Origin of the sequence: Nonomuraea sp. AD125B (genome assembly GCF_041402765.1) — a bacterium.
Classification (GTDB): domain Bacteria; phylum Actinomycetota; class Actinomycetes; order Streptosporangiales; family Streptosporangiaceae; genus Nonomuraea; species Nonomuraea bangladeshensis.
Map to the genome: position 1 here is coordinate 341662 of NZ_JBGLOU010000011.1, position 16987 is coordinate 358648.

The 16987-nt window shown below is 73.2% G+C and carries 14 protein-coding genes; 3 read left to right on the top strand and 11 right to left on the bottom strand.

Annotated features, from left to right (window positions below):
- Positions 1–2: 2 nt before the first annotated feature.
- Genes ACBR40_RS28930 through ACBR40_RS28940 form a run of 3 tightly spaced genes read right to left on the bottom strand, consistent with a single transcriptional unit; the run spans position 3 to position 3264 of the window.
- On the bottom strand, positions 3–779 hold the full coding sequence (locus ACBR40_RS28930; RefSeq protein ID WP_371250798.1) for an ABC transporter permease subunit: 777 nt from the start codon (positions 777–779) through the stop codon (positions 3–5).
- Positions 776–2350 (bottom strand): ABC transporter permease subunit, encoded by a 1575-nt coding sequence (locus tag ACBR40_RS28935; RefSeq protein WP_371250799.1) that lies wholly within the window; start codon positions 2348–2350, stop codon positions 776–778. The genes ACBR40_RS28930 and ACBR40_RS28935 overlap by 4 nt, the downstream gene beginning before the upstream one ends.
- On the bottom strand, positions 2347–3264 hold the full coding sequence (locus ACBR40_RS28940) for an ATP-binding cassette domain-containing protein (RefSeq protein WP_371250800.1): 918 nt from the start codon (positions 3262–3264) through the stop codon (positions 2347–2349). The genes ACBR40_RS28935 and ACBR40_RS28940 overlap by 4 nt, the downstream gene beginning before the upstream one ends.
- A 124-nt stretch (positions 3265–3388) precedes the next feature.
- On the opposite strand from ACBR40_RS28940, the gene ACBR40_RS28945 reads away from it, so the two are divergent.
- Both ACBR40_RS28945 and ACBR40_RS28950 read left to right on the top strand, forming a co-directional pair.
- Complete coding sequence (locus ACBR40_RS28945) at positions 3389–4783, top strand: sensor histidine kinase (RefSeq protein WP_371250801.1); 1395 nt, start codon at positions 3389–3391, stop codon at positions 4781–4783.
- The gene (locus tag ACBR40_RS28950) at positions 4780–5445 is read left to right on the top strand and encodes a response regulator transcription factor (protein ID WP_344210148.1); all 666 of its coding nucleotides are present in this window, start codon (positions 4780–4782) and stop codon (positions 5443–5445) included. Before ACBR40_RS28945 ends, ACBR40_RS28950 begins: the two co-directional genes overlap by 4 nt.
- A gap of 23 nt (positions 5446–5468) precedes the next feature.
- On the opposite strand, the gene rhaS is transcribed toward ACBR40_RS28950, so the two are convergent.
- The 8 genes from rhaS to ACBR40_RS28990 all read right to left on the bottom strand — a co-directional run bounded on the left by rhaS (position 5469) and on the right by ACBR40_RS28990 (position 15469).
- On the bottom strand, positions 5469–6554 hold the full coding sequence (gene rhaS, locus ACBR40_RS28955; protein ID WP_371250802.1) for a rhamnose ABC transporter substrate-binding protein: 1086 nt from the start codon (positions 6552–6554) through the stop codon (positions 5469–5471).
- The gene (locus tag ACBR40_RS28960; protein ID WP_371250803.1) at positions 6551–7525 is read right to left on the bottom strand and encodes an ABC transporter permease; all 975 of its coding nucleotides are present in this window, start codon (positions 7523–7525) and stop codon (positions 6551–6553) included. The genes rhaS and ACBR40_RS28960 overlap by 4 nt, the downstream gene beginning before the upstream one ends.
- A complete protein-coding gene (locus ACBR40_RS28965; protein WP_344210142.1) occupies positions 7515–8540 on the bottom strand; it encodes an ABC transporter permease in 1026 nt (341 codons plus the stop codon). Before ACBR40_RS28965 ends, ACBR40_RS28960 begins: the two co-directional genes overlap by 11 nt.
- On the bottom strand, positions 8537–10033 hold the full coding sequence (locus tag ACBR40_RS28970) for a sugar ABC transporter ATP-binding protein (RefSeq protein ID WP_371250804.1): 1497 nt from the start codon (positions 10031–10033) through the stop codon (positions 8537–8539). Before ACBR40_RS28970 ends, ACBR40_RS28965 begins: the two co-directional genes overlap by 4 nt.
- An 85-nt stretch (positions 10034–10118) precedes the next feature.
- Positions 10119–12080 carry an acetoacetate--CoA ligase gene (locus ACBR40_RS28975; RefSeq protein WP_371250805.1) on the bottom strand — a complete coding sequence of 654 codons (1962 nt, stop codon included), beginning with the start codon at positions 12078–12080 and terminating at the stop codon, positions 10119–10121.
- Between the two features lie 59 nt (positions 12081–12139).
- On the bottom strand, positions 12140–12997 hold the full coding sequence (locus ACBR40_RS28980) for a serine hydrolase (RefSeq protein WP_371250806.1): 858 nt from the start codon (positions 12995–12997) through the stop codon (positions 12140–12142).
- Positions 12994–13911: a LysR family transcriptional regulator gene (locus ACBR40_RS28985; protein WP_371250807.1), complete on the bottom strand. Its 918-nt coding sequence runs from the start codon at positions 13909–13911 to the stop codon at positions 12994–12996. The genes ACBR40_RS28980 and ACBR40_RS28985 overlap by 4 nt, the downstream gene beginning before the upstream one ends.
- A gap of 115 nt (positions 13912–14026) precedes the next feature.
- Positions 14027–15469, bottom strand: a complete 1443-nt coding sequence (locus ACBR40_RS28990; protein WP_371250808.1) for an ATP-binding protein — start codon at positions 15467–15469, stop codon at positions 14027–14029.
- A gap of 312 nt (positions 15470–15781) precedes the next feature.
- On the opposite strand from ACBR40_RS28990, the gene ACBR40_RS28995 reads away from it, so the two are divergent.
- The gene (locus ACBR40_RS28995; protein ID WP_371250809.1) at positions 15782–16984 is read left to right on the top strand and encodes a helix-turn-helix transcriptional regulator; all 1203 of its coding nucleotides are present in this window, start codon (positions 15782–15784) and stop codon (positions 16982–16984) included.
- Positions 16985–16987 lie beyond the last annotated feature (3 nt).

Sequence of the window (16987 nt, forward strand, 5' to 3'; positions counted from 1 at the left end):
CATCAGGCGTCGCGCCGCCGCAGCGCCAGGGCGCCCAGGGCGAGGGCGGCGGCGGCCCACGCGGCGAGGACGCCGAGACCGGCCCACGGGGTGAGCGGGAGCGCGGCGGCGTCCGTGGTGGCCTGCACGGCGAGGCCCGCGTTCACCGGTGACACCGTCCAGAGCAGCCGCTGGACGTCCTCGTCGGCGACCAGGCGCACCGCCAGCGGGAACAGGTAGAGCAGGCCGAGCACGACCCCCGCGGCGGCGGCCGGCTCGCGTACGACGACCGCGATCCCCACGCTGAGCAGCGCGACCAGGCCGAAGTAGAGCACCGACCCGGCGGCGGCGCGCAGGGTGGGGCCGTCGAGCAGCGACAGCGGCGGGTAGCCGTGCTCCGGGGTGAAGCCGCTGCCCGGCAGGAGCAGCCGCCCGGCCAGCACCGACCCGAGCACCGCGACGGTCCCCGCGGCCAGCGCCGGGCCGGTGACGACGGCGGCCTTGGCGGCCAGCAGCACGCCCCTGCGCGGCACCGCGGCCAGGCTGGTGCGGATCATGCCGCTGCCGTACTCGCCGCAGACCGCCAGCACGGCCAGCAGGGCGACCAGGGCCTGGCCGAGCTGCACCCCGGTCAGGGCCAGCCGGGTGGCGTCGTGACCGCAGCCGGCCGCCTCGCAGCGGACGACCGTGGCCGTGAGCGCGCCCAGGGCGACGGTCAGCACGACCGTCCCGGCCAGCAGCCCGGCGGGGCCCGGCACGGTGCGGAGCTTCGTCCACTCCGCGATCGTCGCCCGCCTCACGCGTCCTCCCTGTTCAGTCGGCGTACGGCGAGGGCGAGCACGAGGGCGGCGTACCCGCAGAGCACGGCGAACCCGGCCCAGGGCGGCAGCGGGTAGAAGCCGCCCGCGGGCGTGTGATGACCGAACACCTGCGGGTACTCGGGGATGCTCTGCTGGACGGCGAAGCCCGCCGCGGGCGTCACCCGCAGCAGCCAGTCCGCGACCGGCTCGGGCAGCACGGACGTGGTCGCGAGCACGTACGGCACCAGGACCGCGGCGACGGCCGCGATGACCCCGGCCGCGCCGCGCCGCAGCAGCGCGCCGAACGCGAGGGCGAGCACGGCGCTCACCGCCAGCACGCCCGCCACGCCCGCGGCCACCCGCAGCTCGGTCAGCGCGGACACCGGCAGGAGGTGGACGCCGTTGCCCGCGAGGACGCGCCCGGCGAGCGGCAGCGTGACGGCGGTGGCCGCGAGCGACCCGGCGAAGGCCGCGGCGAGGACCACCACGGCCTTGGCCACGAGCACCCGTCCGCGCCGCGGGCTCGCCAGCAGCGTCGTGCGGATGAGCCCGCGCCGGTACTCGGAGGTCACGGACAGCACGCCCACGACGATCACGGCGACCAGCGCGAACATCGCGCCTGCAAGGGTGTTCTCGACGGTGCTCCCGACGGTCAGGGGGGCGATGTCGCCCACGCCGGTGATCGTGTACGTGCCGCCGGACTCCCGGAACCCGCCCGGGTGGTGCGGCGAGCCGTCGAGCTCGTAGGAGACGCCGATGTCGTCTCGGGTGAACGCCCCGCCGGTGCCCTCCCCGCGTACGTCGAGCCGGTCCATGACGGCGGTGACCTCGGCGAAGCGGGAGGTGACGGTGGACCCGCCGACGGCGTTGCCGCTGACCCGCACGTCGCCGGGGGAGGCGGCGAACAGGCCGATGCGGGCTCGCTCCGGCAGCCCCGGCAGGCGGACGGCGGCGACCTTCGTCCACCGGACGCCGTCGGCCGACTCCTCGCCGGTCACGGTGTCGCCCGCCCGCGTGAGGCGCAGCCAGCGGGGGGTGGACGGGGTGACCTTGCCGGGCAGCCCGGCGACGTCCTCGGTGAAGTCGTGCTGCATGCGGACGCCGTGCTCGGCGGTGACCATGACGGCGGCGTAGGAGGCCCCCTGCCGGGTGCTCGCCTTGATCATGAGGCCGGCCTTGGCCCACGGGGTCATGGCGGCGGCGACGTTCCTGACCCCGGGGACGGCGTCGGGGAGGCGGATCCGGCCCGACATCGCGCTCACCCGCACGGTGATCGAGCCGTCGCCGCGCAGCGGCTGGTGGGCGAAGAAGAACTTGTCCTCGACGGCCTCGCCGCCGGGGCCGCGCGGCGGGACCGGGCAGGGCACCTCGACCGGCCCCTTCGAGCAGGAGGCGTGGCTGCCGGCCGCCGACAGCAGGCCGAGCCCGACGACGAGCAGCGCCGCGAGCACCAGCCCCGCGGGCCCGCCACGGACGGTGCGGAACTTGGTCCACTCGGCGTGGACGAGCCGTGCGAACCCGTCGCGCCCGGCGGTGCCGAGCGGCGAGCGGTAGGGGGCGGTCGCGGTCATCGGGCCGCCCCTCGGTACTCGACGTCGTCCCTGGTCAGATCCAGGTACGCCGCCTCCAGCGTGGCCCGGTGCGCGGCCACCTCCGCGAACGGCACCTCGCGCGCCGCCAGCAGCCGGACGACCTGCTCGGCGGCCAGCCCGTCCACGGTGAGCGTCTCCCGGTCCTGCACGGTCACCGTGGCTCCGGCCTCGGCCAGGGCGCGCATGGCCGCCTCGCGGGCGGTCGTGCGCAGGCGTACCCGGCCGCCGGAGGCGCGGGCGATGAGGTCGGCCACGCTCGTGTCCGCCACCACCCGCCCCCGTCCCGCCACCACGAGGTGCCCGGCGGTGTCCTCCAACTCGCTCATCAGGTGGCTGGAGACCAGCACCGCCCGCCCCTCGGCGGCCAGGGCGCGGAGCAGGCCGCGCATCCACACGATGCCCTCGGGGTCGAGGCCGTTGAACGGCTCGTCCAGCAGCAGCACCGGCGGGTCGCCGAGCATCGCAGCGGCGATGCCGAGCCGCTGGCGCATGCCGAGCGAGTAGCCGCCGGCCCGGCGGCGGGCCGCCGCGCCGAGCCCGGCCAGCTCCAGCACCTCGTCCACCCGGCGGGCGCCGAGGCCCTGGGAGTGGGCGAGCCAGAGGAGGTGGTGGCGGCCGGTGCGGCCCGGCTGGAGGGCGGCCGCGTCCAGCAGCGCGCCGACGTGCCGGAGCGGGGTGCGCAGGGTCGCGTACGGGCGCCCGCCCACCAGGGCGTGGCCCTCGTCGGGGGCGTCCAGGCCGAGCACCACGCGCATGGTGGTGGACTTGCCCGCGCCGTTCGGGCCGACGAAGCCCGTGACGTGGCCGGGGTGGACGGTGAAGGTCATCCCGTCCAGGGCCTGGTGTGAGCCGTACCGCTTGCGCAGGCCGGAGACTTCGATGGTTGCTTCCACGGTGACGACGCTAGGGAGCGGGCCGGGGCGGGGTCGTCACGCATGTGAGCGATCTTCGGGGGCTACATGGGGTCCCTCGTGTGAGGGATGCGGGGGGCGCGGTGGGGCGGTGACAATGGGGTTCGTGGCGATCGGGCAGGGTTTGGGCGTTCTGTGGGGGGCGCGGCCGGTGGACGGCGGCGCGGGCCGCCGCCGCGCGCTGGTCGTGCTCGGGCTCCTGCTGGCCCTGGTCGCGGTGGTGGAAGTGCTCGCCGGCCAGCCGATCGCCGGCAGCTGGTCGGTCAGCGTCCCGGCCGGGGGGCCGGCGTCGTCCCAGAGCCTCCTGGCCGACGGGTCGGCCCCGCCTCCGGAGGACGTGGCCGATGGAATGGCGTGGTCCCGTGGGCCCGGGGGGCCGCTCCGCCTGCTGGTGCTGCCGTTGCTGGCGCTCGCCACCACCCTGCCGCTCCCGCTCCTCGCGGCGCAGCCGATGATCGCGGCGGCCGTGGGCGGTGCGGCGGCCGTGCTGTCGGTGGGGGCGTTCCACACGTTGACCGTCGCCGGGGCGGTGGCCCAGGTGATCGGCCTCTACCGGGCGGGGCGGCACGGACGGGCCGGCCCGGCGCTCGCGCTCGCGGCCCCGTTCCCGGCGCTGGCCCTGCTTACGGTGGCGGGGCTCCCGATGGCGGGGCTTGCGGTGGCGGGGCTCCCGGCGGTGGGGCTTGCGGTGGCGGGGGGCTCCTCGGCGGGGTTTCCGGCGGCTGGGGTCCCGGTGGGGGAGCTGGTCCTGGTGCTGGCCTGCCTGGCCCCGGTCGCCGCGCTCGGCGGCATCGCGCGGGCGGCCCGCGCCACGGCCGGCGCGCACACCGCCGCCCGGCGGCAGGCGGCCGGCGACCTGCTGGAGCACACCGCCCGCGGCGAGCGGGCGCGCATCGCGCGCGAGCTGCACGACGTCGTCGCCCACCACATCTCCCTGGTCGCCGTCCAGGCCGAGACCGCGCGGCTGGCCGTCCCCGGGATGCCGCAGGCGGGGGCCGAGCGGCTGCTGGCCATCGGCGACACCGCCAGGCAGGCGCTCACCGAGATGCGCCGCCTGCTCGGCGTGCTGCGCGAGGACGACGGCACCGAGGCGTCCTGGCGCCCCCAGCCCGGCCTGCGCCTCCACGAGCTGAACGAGCTGCTCGACGGCTCCCGCGAGGCGTCGGGCGCGGCCACCCGGCTCATCCTCCGTGGCGCGCCGGCCGAGCTGGACCCGGGGGTGGAGCTGGCGGCGTACCGGATCGTGCAGGAGGCGCTGACCAACGCGCGGCGGCACGCGCCCGGCGCGGCCGTGGACGTGGAGCTGCACTACACCGGGGCCGGCCTGCGACTGTCGATCAGGGACAACGGCCCCGGCCCGCTCGACGGGGAGGGCGGCCACGGGCTCGCCGGCATGCGGGAGCGGGCCGCGGCCGTGGGCGGCGAGCTGGTCACCGGCCCCGCGCCCGGCGGCGGCTTCCTCGTCCGTGCCGTCCTGCCGGGCAGGGAGAGCGCCGCGTGAGCGCGCCGATCAGGGTCGTCATCGCCGACGACCACCTGGTGGTCCGTACGGGCTTCGGCGAGTTGCTGGACACCCAGCCCGACTTCGAGGTGGCCGGCCGGGCCGCCGACGGGCTGGAGGCGGTGCGGATCTGCCGCGAGGTGAAGCCGGACGTCGTGCTCATGGACGTACGGATGCCCGGAATGGGCGGCATCGAGGCGACCAGGGAGCTGGCCGGCCCCGGCGGGCCCCGGGTGCTCATCCTGACCACGTTCGACCTCGACGAGTACGTCTACGACGCCCTGCGCGCCGGCGCCAGCGGCTTCCTGCTGAAGGACGTCACCGCCGAGCGCCTGTTCGACGCGGTGCGCGTGGTCGCGGCCGGCGAGGCGCTGCTGGCCCCGGCCGTCACCCGCCGCCTGATCGGCGAGTTCGCCCGCATGGGCCCGCGACCCCCGGTGGCGACGCTCGGCACGCTCACCCCGCGCGAGACGCAGGTCCTGCGGCTGGTCGCCGAGGGCCTGTCCAACCCCGAGATCGCCGCCAGGCTCGTGGTGACCGAGGAGACGGTCAAGACGCACGTGAGCCGGGTGCTGAACAAGCTGGGGCTGCGCGACCGGACGCAGGCGGTCGTCGCCGCGTACGAGACGGGCCTGGTCGTGCCGCGCGGCCGGCAGCCGTGACGCGTGCCGCGCGGCCGTGACGGTCAGAAGTCGAAGTCGTCGATGTTGGACTTGTCGAACACGGTCGGCTTGCCGAGCAGCACCTCGCCCTTGGCCCCGACGGTGTAGTCGCCCAGTTTGCCCGCCTTGAACGTCTCACCCTCCGCGCCGGTGATCTGCCCGGAGGCGAGCGCGGCGGCCGCGTACGAGGCGAGATAGCCGAGGTCGGCCGGGTTCCACAGCTCGAACGCCTCGATCGTGCCGTCCTTGACGAACTTGCGGAGCTGGTTCGGCGTGCCGAGCCCGGTCAGCTTCACCTTCCCCTTGTACGGCGAGTCCGACAGATAGCGGGCCGCCGCCGCGATGCCCACGGTCGTCGGCGAGATGATGCCCGCGAGGTCCGGGTACGAGCGCAGCAGCCCCTGCGTCTCGGTGAAGGACTTCTGGTCGTCGTCGTTGCCGTAGGCGACCTTGACCAGCTCCATGTCCTTGTACTCGGGCTTGCTCAGCTCGTCCTTCATGAACTCGATCCAGGTGTTCTGGTTCGTCGCGTTCGGCGTGGCGGACAGGATCGCGATCTTGCCCTTGTTGCCGAGCTGCTTGGCGAGGAGCTGCACCTCCGTACGGCCCAGGTCCTCGGCGCTCGCCTGGTTGACGAAGATGTCGCGGCCCTCGGGCGCGGTGTCGGAGTCGTAGCTGACGACCTTGATCCCGGCGGCCCTGGCCTGCTTGAGGGCGGGCACGACGGCGTTCGGGTCGTTGGCCGAGATGACGATGGCGTCCTGCTTCTGCTGGATCAGCGTGTTGATGTAGGACACCTGCGAGGACGCGCTCGCGTCGGACGGGCCGACCTCCTTGCCCTCGCCGCCGAACTCCCGGGCCGCGTCCACGCCGCCCTTGTCGGCGATCGTGAAGTACGGGTTGTTGACCTGCTTCGGCAGGAAGGCGATCTTCAGCCCCTGCTTGAGCGGGGCGTTCGGATCGGCGGCCGGGGCGGACGACGCCGTCCCGGCCGGGGCGGACGACTGCTGCTGCTGGACATCGCTCTTGGTGGTGCCGCCGCACGCGCTGGTCAGCAGCACGAGCCCGGCGAGGAGCGCCACGGGACGCCAAGGGGTGCGCGTTGTCATGAAACGGACTTCCCTTCCACTGGTGATGGTGTGCGCCGTCGCCGGGCCGCCCCCAGGTTCGGCGCCAGCACGGAGGCGACGAGCAGCAGGCCCGTCACGAAGTTGAGCACCTCGTTGGCCACGTCGGCGAGGATCAGCGCGTTGCGTACGACGCCGAGCAGCAGCACCGCCATCAGGACGCCGGGCAGCGTGCCCTTCCCGCCGAAGATCGACACCCCGCCGAGCAGCACGGCGGCCACCACCGCGAGCTCCAGGCCCATGCCGTTGTCGGCGCGGGCGCTGGCGTAGCGGAAGGTGTAGATCAGGGACGCCAGCGACGCCATGACCCCGGAGGCCACGAACAGCCAGAGCTTGACGCGCTTGACCCGGATGCCGGAGAAGTAGGCCGCCTCGACGTTCGCGCCGATCGCCACGATCGACCGGCCGAGTCCGGTCGCGTGCAGCACCAGCGCCGCCACCACGGCCAGCACGGCGACCAGCATGGTCGCGAGCGGCACCGGCCCGATCGAGGAGGTGGCGAGGCCCGTGTAGGCGGGCGGCAGGTCGGCCACCGCCTGGTCACCCAGGATCACGTACGCGAGCCCGCGGAACAGCGCGAACGTGCCGATCGTGACCGCCAGCGAGGGCAGCCCGAGCCGGGTGACGAGCAGCCCGTTGACCGCCCCGCACGCCGCGCCCACCAGCAGGCAGATCGGCATGATGGCCTCGATCGGCAGCCCGGCGTTCCACAGCGCGCCGAGCACCGCGCAGGACAGGCCGAGCGTGGAGGCCACGGACAGGTCGATCTCGGCCGCCACGATCACCAGTGTCATGGTCAGCGCCATGAGCGCGATCTCGGTGGTGTCGAGCAGCAGGAACGAGACGTTGGAGTCGTTCGCGAAGCCGTCCACGCTGAGCGAGGCCCACACCGCGACCCCGGCCAGCAGCACGGCGATCAACGTCTCCCAGCGGCGCAGCGCGTCAGTGTTCATGGGACCTCCGGCGGCGCAGGGCCGCGGCCACGCGCAGCGCGAGCAGGCGGTCGAGGACGATGGCGGCCAGCAGCAGGGCGCCGTTGATCGCGGTCTGGGCCAGGGCGTCCACCCGGAGCACGGCGAGCGCGCTGGTGATGGAGGCGAGCAGGACGGCGCCGAGCGCGGCGCCGTAGACGGTGCCGCTGCCGCCGAAGATGGCCACGCCGCCGACCACGACGGCGGCGATGACGTCGAGCTCCTTGCCGGTGGCGACGGTCGCGTCCACGGTGCCGAACCGGGCGGCCCACATCACGCCGGCCAGCCCGGCGAGCGCGCCGTTGGCGACGAACGCGGTGAGGACGCGGCGGCGTACCCGGATGCCGGCCAGGACCGCCGCCTCGGGGCTGGAGCCGATGGCGTACAGCTCGCGACCGGAGCGCAGGTTGCGCAGCATCCAGCCGACGGCGAGCAGCACGGCCAGGGCGATCAGCGCGGGCAGCGGGACGCCGAGGACCGAGCGGGTGCCGAGGGCGAGGAAGCCCTCCGGCATGTCGGCGGCGTTGACCTGACGGCCGCCGGCCCAGGCGTAGTCGATGCCGCGGAAGGCGTACAGGGTGCCGAGGGTGGCCACCAGGGCGGGCACCCTGGCCGCGCCGACGAGCAGCCCGTTGACCGCGCCGCAGGCCGCGCCGAGCGCCACGCAGCCGGCGACGACCAGCGGGACCGGCACGCCGGGGTGGTCGGCCAGGACCAGCGCGCCGCCGAACGCCGACAGGCCCACGACGGAGCTGACGGAGAGGTCCACGTTCCTGGTGATGACGACGAGCGTCTGGCCGACGGCGAGCAGCGCGACGATGGCCGAGTTGAGCAGGATGTCGCGGATGCTGCCGTAGCTGAGGAAGCTCGGGTTCGCCGCGCCGGTGACGGCGAACAGCGCGCCGAGCGCGACCACGATGCCGAGCTCGCGCACCCGCGCCACCCGGTCCACGAGCCGCCGCCCGCCACCCCGGCCCGCGCTCGCAGCACTGCTCACGGGCGGCCCCTTCCTGTCGCGGCGGCCATGACGCTCTCCTCGGACGCCTCCGCCCGGTCCAGCTCGGCGACCAGCCGCCCCTCGTGCATGACGAGCACCCGATCGGCCATCCCGAGCACCTCGGGCAGCTCCGAGGAGATCATCAGCACCGCCACCCCGCTCGCGGCCAGCTCCGACAGCAGCCGGTGCACCTCGGCCTTGGTGCCCACGTCGATGCCGCGGGTGGGCTCGTCCACGATGAGCACCGACGGCCGGCGGGCCAGCCACTTGGCCAGCACCACCTTCTGCTGGTTGCCGCCGGACAGCACGTTCACCGGGTCGCCCAGCCGGGCGAACTTCAGCCGCAGCCGCACCGCCCAGTCCCTGGCCCGCTCCCGTTCGGCGAGGCGTGAGATCAGCGGCCCCCTGCGGAGCGCGGCCAGCCCGGCCAGGCCGATGTTGCGCTCGATGGACAGGTCCATGACCAGGCCCTGCTGGCGGCGGTCCTCCGGCACCAGCGCCAGCCCGGCCGCCATGGCCGCCGCAGGCCGGGCCGGGCGCAGCCGCCTGCCGTCCACCTCGACGGCGCCGGCGTCCCAGCGGTCGATGCCGAACACGGCCCTGGCGACCTCGCTGCGCCCGGCCCCGACCAGGCCGGCCAGCGCGACGATCTCGCCCCGCCGCACCTCGAAGGACACGTCGGTGAAGACGCCCTCGCGGGTGAGCCGGCGCACGCTGAGCGCGACCTCGCCGGCCGCGGTGTCCTGCTTGGGGAACAGGGACGCAAGCTCGCGGCCGACCATGCGGCGTACGAGGTCGTCGGGGGTGAGGTCGCCGATCGGGTCGGTCGCGACGAGCGCGCCGTCCCTGAGCGTGGTGACCCGCTGGCACAGCTCGAAGATCTCCTCCAGCCGGTGCGAGATGAACAGCAGCGCGACGCCCTGCTCGCGCAGCGTCCCCGCCACGCCGAACAGCCGGGCGACCTCCTGGCCGGACAGCGCGGCGGTCGGCTCGTCCATGACCAGCACCCTGGCCTGCCTGGACAGGGCCTTGGCGATCTCGACAAGCTGCTGGTCGGCGATGGACAGGCCGCGGGCCGGCCGGTCGGGGTCGAGGTGCACGCCGAGCCGGCCGAACAGCTCGGCGGTGGCGGCGCGCATGGCCCGCCGGTCGAGCCCGAGGCGGACGCGCGGCTGGCGGCCCATGAAGATGTTCTCCATGACCGACAGGTCGGGGAACAGCGTCGGCTCCTGGTAGATGACCGCGACGCCGGCCCGCTGGGCGTCGGCGGGGCCGGCGAACTCGACCGGCTCCCCGTCGAGCAGGATGCGCCCCGCGTCGGGGCGGTGCACGCCGGACAGGATCTTCACCAGCGTGGACTTGCCCGCGCCGTTCTCGCCGGCGAGGGCGTGCGCCTCGCCGGCGCGCAGCTCCAGCGACACCTCGCGGACGGCGCGGACCGCGCCGAACGCCTTGCTCACCTGTAAGAGGGACAGGACGGGTGTGTCTTCCATGCCGCCATCCCGCGAAAAATCGTTTTAAGCGGTGTGCCAGGACGTTATTTCAGCGGATGGCGGCACGTCAATAGTCGATCAAGGGTCACGGCCGGAAGTGCCGCAGCACCTCCGGGTTCGCCATCGCGTCCGGGTTGGCCGCCTGCTCCACCGGGGCGCCCAGCAGGATCTTGCGGACCGGCACCTCCAGCTTCTTGCCCGACAGCGTGCGCGGGATGCCGGGGACCACCCGGATCTCGTTCGGGACGTGGCGCGGCGACAGCTCCTGCCGTAGCGCGCCGCACAGCGCCCGCTCCAGCTCCGGGGTCAGCTCGGCGCCCTCGGCCAGCGTCACGTACAGCAGCAGCCGGCCCTCCTGGCCGAGCTGGCCCGTGTCGATCACCAGGCTGTCGGCGACCTCCTCGAACCGCTCGACCACCCGGTAGAACTCGCTGGTGCCCATCCGTACGCCGCCGCGGTTGAGCGTGGAGTCGGAGCGGCCGTAGATGACGCAGCTCCCGTCCTCGTTCACCTTGATCCAGTCGCCGTGCCGCCACACGCCGGGATAGACGTCGAAGTAGCTCTCGGCGTAGCGCTCGCCGGCGGGGTCGTTCCAGAACATCACCGGCATCGACGGCATGGGCTGCGTGATCACCAGCTCGCCCACCTCGCCCACGACGGGCTTGCCCGCCGGGTCGTACGCCTCCACCTTCGCCCCCAGCGACCGGCACGGGATGATGCCCGCCCTGATCGGGTGCAGCAGGGTCGCCCCGACGAAGCCGGTGCACACGTCCGTGCCGCCGGAGAACGACCCGACCGGCACCCCCGGCAGCGCGCCGGCCACCCACGCGAACCCCTCGGGCGGCAGCGGCGAGCCCGTGGAGCCCACCCCGCGCAGCCGCTCCAGCCCCTCGGGCTCGATCCCGGCCTTGAGCGAGGCCATGATGTACGGCGCCCCGGTCCCGAAGTACGTCACCCCCTCCGAGGCGGCGATCCGCCACAGCGCGGCGGGGGAGGGGTGGGTCGCCGCGCCGTCGTACAGCACGGCCGTGGCCCCCACCAGCAGCGCGCCGACGAGGTAGTTCCACATCATCCAGCCCGTGGTGGTGTACCAGAAGAACACCTCGCCCTCGCCCAGGTCCTGGTGGAAGGAGAGCGACTTCAGGTGCTCCAGCACGATGCCGCCGTGGCCGTGCACGATCGGCTTGGGCAGCCCGGTGGTGCCGCTGGAGTAGAGGATCCACAGGGGATGGTCGAACGGCACCCGCTCGAACTCGAGCGGCGCGGCCTCCGCCCGCAGCCCCTCCCAGCCGATCACCTCGCCGTGCGGCACCTCAAGGGTGTGCGGGGGCGTGGGCTCGGCCTGCTGCGGCGCCCGGCCGTCGCCGGCGGCGGCCAGGTAGGGGATCCAGACGGTGGCCCGCAGCGAGGGCAGCGCGGCGGCGATCTCGTTGACCGCGGCCGAACGGTCGTAGCTCTTGCCGTTGTAGTGGTAGCCGTCCACCGCGATGAGCACCTTGGGCTCGATCTGCTTGAACCGGTCGACGACGCTCGGCACCCCGAAGTCGGGGGAGCCGGCCGACCAGATCGCCCCGAGCGAGGCGGTGGCGAGGAAGGCGATGAGGGCCTGCGGGATGTTCGGCAGGTAGCCGGCCACCCGGTCGCCCCGCCGCACGCCCAGCCGGACCAGCCCGGCCCGCACCCGGGCGACCTCCTCGCGCAGCTCGGCGAAGGTCAGCTCCTGGCGGGCGCCGTCCTCGGAGACGAAGATCACGGCGGTGCCCTCGTCGCGGCGCAGCGCGTTCTCGGCGTAGTTGAGCGTGGCGCCCTCGAACCAGCGGGCGGCGGGCATCGCGCCGGACAGCACCGGCCCGTCGCCGCGCTCGCCGATCACCTCGAAGTAGTCCCAGATCGAGGTCCAGAACGCGGCCGGGTTTTCGACCGACCAGCGCCACACGCTCTCGTAGTCCTCGCCCGTCCTGCCCAGCCACTCCAGGTAGCGGGTCAGCCTCGCCCGCGCGGCCACCTCTTCGCCCGGCTCCCAGAGAAGCTCGCCCTCAGCAACCATGTGCCCCATCCTGTCGCCCGTTCCATGGAGAGTCCTACCTCTACCCCCCACATAACTAGCTACCGTCTCAGGTGGTCCACCGCCATACGGGCGGCGGTGCCGATCACCGCGTCCGCACGCGGCTGGTTCAGCGCTGTGGAGAAGGAGCGGGTGAAGACGGCGACCGCGTACCGGCCGCCGTCGGGGTACTCGACCACGCCTGACTCGGTGCGCAGCGTCGGCAGCGTGCCGGTCTTGCCGCTGACGGCCACGTCGTCGTACGGGAAGCCGGAGGCCAGCCGGTGCGGCCACACCTGCATGTTGAGCACGCCGCGCATCCACGCGCAGGACGCGGCCGAGGCGATCTCGTCGCGCCAGATCAGCCCGAACAGCCGGGTCAGCTCCCGGGGCGTGCCGGCGTTGCCCCAGGCGGGGTCGAGCGCCCGCATCCGGGCCACCTCGTCAGGATCGAGGTACGGCCACCCGTGCCCGGCGTCGGCCGCCATGCTCTCGTTGATCTCCTGGCTGCTCTGCCGCACGCGCGTCACGTCCAGCCCGTGCGCCGCCAGCATGGCGTTGACCGCCTCCCGCCCGACCCGCCGCAGCAGCACGTCCGCCGAGGCGTTGTCGCTCACCGCGATCATCAGGTAGGCCAGGTCCCGCAGCGACATCGTCACCTCGTCGAGCATCGCCGAGACCCCGGTCGGCCCCGTCGACCGGCCGGCCGCCGGCACCGTCACCCGCTCGGCCGGATCGAGCAGCCCGGCGTCGGCCTGCCGGCAGAGCTCCACCAGCAGCGGCACCTTGAACATCGACGCCACCGGCAGCGGCTCGTCGGCCCCGTGCCCGATCTCCCGCCCGGTGTCGACGTCGGCGGCGTGCAGCCAGCCGGTGACCCCCGCCACCCGGAACAGCGCCTCGAAGTCGGGCCCGCTCATGCCAGCATCCCCGGCCTGCGGCTGACGCGCCGCGGCGGCACCGCGCCCTCGTCGGTCATTCCGGCGCTCTCCTTCAACGTCCGTACGGCGACGGCCGAGAAATCGCCGGCCGCGGCCGTCTCGCCGCGCCAGGCCGTGGAGACCCGGGACGCGATCGGCGAGCCTAGCAGCGGCCGCCACGCCAGCCCCGGCGCCTCCACCTCCGGCCCGAACGCGACCGCCGCGCCCGCCAGCACCAGCCCCAGACCCGCGCCCTGGTGCACCTGCGGCGGCACGTACCCGTGGCGGCGGCAGGCCGCCAGCACCTCGGCGTGCAGGCCGGGCTCGCCCTCCTTCGGCGGCATCAGCAGCTCCCGTCCGGCGAGGTCGGCCAGATGCACCTCGCCGACCCCGGTCAGCGGATCGCCGTCGGGCAGCAGCACACCCTGGACCTGCACCAGGACCTCGCCGAACCGCAGGCCGGGCGCGGAGACCGGATGCCGGACCAGCCCGACGTCGATCGTGCCCTCGGCGAGCGCCGTCACCTGGTCGGCGGTCCAGATCTCGGCGGGCGCGAGCCGCACCTCCGGATGGGTCTCACGGAACCGGGCGACCAGCGCCGCGATCACCGTGGCGGCCAGATCGGGCGGCACCCCCACCCTGAGCACCGTCCCGCGACCCTGCCTGGCCAGCTCGTGCAGCCGGTCGGCGCGGGCGACGATCTCGCGCGCCTCACCGAGCAGCAACCGGCCCGTCTCGGTGAGGCGCACCTGACGGGCCGAACGGTCGAACAGCCGGGCGCCGAGCTCCTCCTCCAGGCGTTTGATGCGCTGACTGAGCGGCGGCTGGGCCATGCCGAGCCGGATCGCGGCGTTACCGAAGTGGAGTTCCTCGGCGACCGCGATGAAGTAGCGAAGGTGCCGGACGAGGTCCACGAACAGGCACTATATCCAGATTCGTCATTGGTGACGTTCCATATCAAAAGGGACCTTTCTGTCGGTCTCCGCCGGGAAAGGGGCCGACGGCGGGTCTGCGTTCATGAACATCTCCCTACTCTGGGAGTTTTCGGTAGGTCGTCGGTTGTCCTCGGCCCCCCAGTTGTTCGACGAGCCCCCTCGATCGCAGTTCGCGGAGTGCCTTGCGAATGTTGGGCGCGGACAGGCTCAGTTCCTGCTTGAGATCGCCGACGCTGCGTGACCCTGCGGCCAAGGCGTCGTAGACGAGCAGCTCCGTCTTGTTGAGATCGTCGCCTGGGCGGATGACGGGGACTGCCCGCCGCCGTAGGACGACAGTGAATCGGATGGCGGCGTCGATGTAGTGCGCGGGTGGTAGCCCGGCCTCTGCCAGGGCATCGGCCACGGTCGGGATGCCGGTTGCCAGCGCCTCGATCACTCGCGCGCCTTCTTCTGGTGTACGAGCGTGTTGGCAGATCGCAACGAGCCGCGCGTTGCGTGCTGAAGTGACGGCATCTCGGCCGAGCCGATCGACTGTGATGCCGTACAAACCGCCTGGATTGGAGACGATCAGCCGATCACGACGGAGCCGAACCTCCACGGCCATGCCGGCCGACCAATGATCGAGGTCGCGGTGGACGAGAGCGTTCGCGATGATCTCGCGAAATGCGATGTACGGATAGTCGGGACGATCACGGACAGTCCCGTCCGGCGCTGACACGACGCTGGTGTCGAAGGTTCGCCGTGCCCAGGCCAGGGCCTCTTCCAGCATCCGTGGAATGGCCCCGGTGATCGTGGTCTGGTTCCGAGCCCGCGACCCCACGGGATCGGTCGGCGATGGCTCTGCCGAAGCCTGGATGACGAAGCGCGGAAACCATTCCTGGGGGTGAACCCCGAGAGCCAGCACTCCGGCGACGGTAGGAGTGCCATCAGGCAGAGTGACTCCAGCACGCCGCAGCAACTCGGCGTCATCAGGGAAACGACCAAGGCCGTGGGGATCCCGTTCGCGGACCGAACGCAGGAACGCCGCGACAAGGTCGATGTCCAGATCCTCACGGGTGGCCCCTGGAACGGGCTGCCGGTCGAAGAGCGGCGGCTTCCGGGCGGCAAGGAATGCCTGCTCCTCCAAATCCGACAGTGGGAAATCCCCGTCGTACCCCCGCATGTATGCCGTGCCGGACGCCATGATCCGACACGGCTTGGCCGACGGATCGCATTCGTGCACCCTGGCGACGACGACCGGCGCCCCATCCACTTCCGCGTCGCTGATCGTAAGCAGGACGGGCGGCGAGAACGAGCGAGCCTTATGAGCGAGGCCCTGCTTGAGGGCCTGCGGATCTGAAAGCTGTACCGGACGAAAGCCGGTGGCCTCGTCGAGGCCAAGGATGATCGTCCCGCCGCCTGGGTGGTTCGCCAGGGCGCTCAAAGTTGAGGTGAGCGACTGCGGCAACCCGCCTGCCGCCGACTTGACCTCGACGTCGTCGCAGTCGCCTCCGGTCATGCGGAGACGTGCGACCAACTCGTTCACGCTCTGGCTCATGGCCAAATGTAACCATGTGCTGGTTACATTTGCTCGGGTTCTGGTTACATTTCGCGGCGTTCCAAGCCTCCAGGTCCGTCGCCGCCGAGAGACCCGGGCATTCCGAACCCGGCCGGATGTTCCAACGGGAGGGGCCGACCTGGTGGACGCCGGGTCAGGGGCCCACTTCGTACGGCGGTTCCAGCGCCTACGGGCCTCGGATTCGATCGCGCCACCTCCGATGGCAACACAAAGTAATCTTTGGATCACAGATGCGATCAGGGACACTGAAGGCGTCAGTACGCCCCCAGGCCTGACAGCGAGGTGCTCACGATGGCCACCGAACTTCCCGCATGGGCCGTACGCCTGCGTGCCGAGCGCCGCAATCGGTTCTGGAGCCAGAAGGAGATGGCCCGCCATCTGGCCGAGGCCGCCGGCGACGACGTACGCGCCCGGCTTCCTTCCCGGGAGAGCATCATGCGCCGGATCAAGGCGTACGAGGCCGGCCACAACCAGCCCGACGACCCCTACCGCCTCCTGTACGCCCGCGCCTTCGGCCTCACGGAGAACGACCTGTTCGAGCCCGAACGGCGACCCGTCCCCACGGTCACCGCCGCTCCCGATCCCGAGCTGTACGAACGCATCACCAAAGCCCTCGCACATCCACAGCGCGTGGACACCGCCACGATCGAGTGGCTCGAACGCTGCCTGGAGGAGCATCGCCGCGCAGAGGACACCATGGGAAGCGGTCCCCTTCTGCCCGTCGTACGCGCTCAGCTCGACGCGGTCACCGTCCTCGCACAGGGGACCCCGGGTCCGCTCGCGGAACGCGTGGTCGGCCTCCTCGGCCAGTACGCCCAGTTCGTGGCGTGGATGTGCCAGGATTCCGGCGACCATGCCGCCGCGCTCGCCTGGTACGACCGCTCCCACGGCTGGGCCCTGGAGGCGGGCGACGGAGCTCTCGCCGCCACCACGCTCAACATGCGCGCCCACCTGGCCTGGAGCATCGGCGAAGCCCTCCGCTGCGTACGACTGGCCGAGGCGGCCCGCTGGTACGACGGGCGGACCACCCTCGGAGTGCAGGGCATGGCCGCCCAGATGGCGGCGCGCGGACACGCGGAACTGGGCGAGGCCCAGGCCGCCCGGCGGCTGCTCGGCGAGGCCGAGGAGCTCATCCGGGCCGCGAGCGAGCACCCCGAGGACGAGCCGCCGTGGATGTACTTCTACGACGACGGCTGGTTCGACATGCAGCGCGGCCGGCGGGCCGTACGGTTCCTCGACCGCGGCCTGGCGACCCTGCCTGGGGCGTACCGGCGGGACCGGGCCTGGTTCGGGACCTGCCTGGCTCGGGCGCGCGCTCTGGCCGGCGACGTGGAGGCCGCCGAGAAGCTCGCGGTCGCGCTGGCTCCCGACGCGGTGGCGGTCAACCGCTACGCCGCCGGCGACCTGCGGCTCCTGGCCACTTCGCTGCACACCGTCCGTCCGCAGAGCGGGGAGCGCATTCACGATGCCCTGAGCACGCCGACCAGGGAGTGAAGA

Coding starts and splice junctions, on each gene's coding strand:
- ACBR40_RS28960 (WP_371250803.1), bottom strand. CDS start 7,525: ATGAACACTGACGCGCTGCGCCGCTGGGAGACGTTGATCGCCGTGCTG.
- ACBR40_RS28980 (WP_371250806.1), bottom strand. CDS start 12,997: ATGAGCGGGCCCGACTTCGAGGCGCTGTTCCGGGTGGCGGGGGTCACC.
- ACBR40_RS28935 (WP_371250799.1), bottom strand. CDS start 2,350: ATGACCGCGACCGCCCCCTACCGCTCGCCGCTCGGCACCGCCGGGCGC.
- rhaS (WP_371250802.1), bottom strand. CDS start 6,554: ATGACAACGCGCACCCCTTGGCGTCCCGTGGCGCTCCTCGCCGGGCTC.
- ACBR40_RS28970 (WP_371250804.1), bottom strand. CDS start 10,033: ATGGAAGACACACCCGTCCTGTCCCTCTTACAGGTGAGCAAGGCGTTC.
- ACBR40_RS28995 (WP_371250809.1), top strand. CDS start 15,782: ATGGCCACCGAACTTCCCGCATGGGCCGTACGCCTGCGTGCCGAGCGC.
- ACBR40_RS28975 (WP_371250805.1), bottom strand. CDS start 12,080: ATGGTTGCTGAGGGCGAGCTTCTCTGGGAGCCGGGCGAAGAGGTGGCC.
- ACBR40_RS28990 (WP_371250808.1), bottom strand. CDS start 15,469: ATGAGCCAGAGCGTGAACGAGTTGGTCGCACGTCTCCGCATGACCGGA.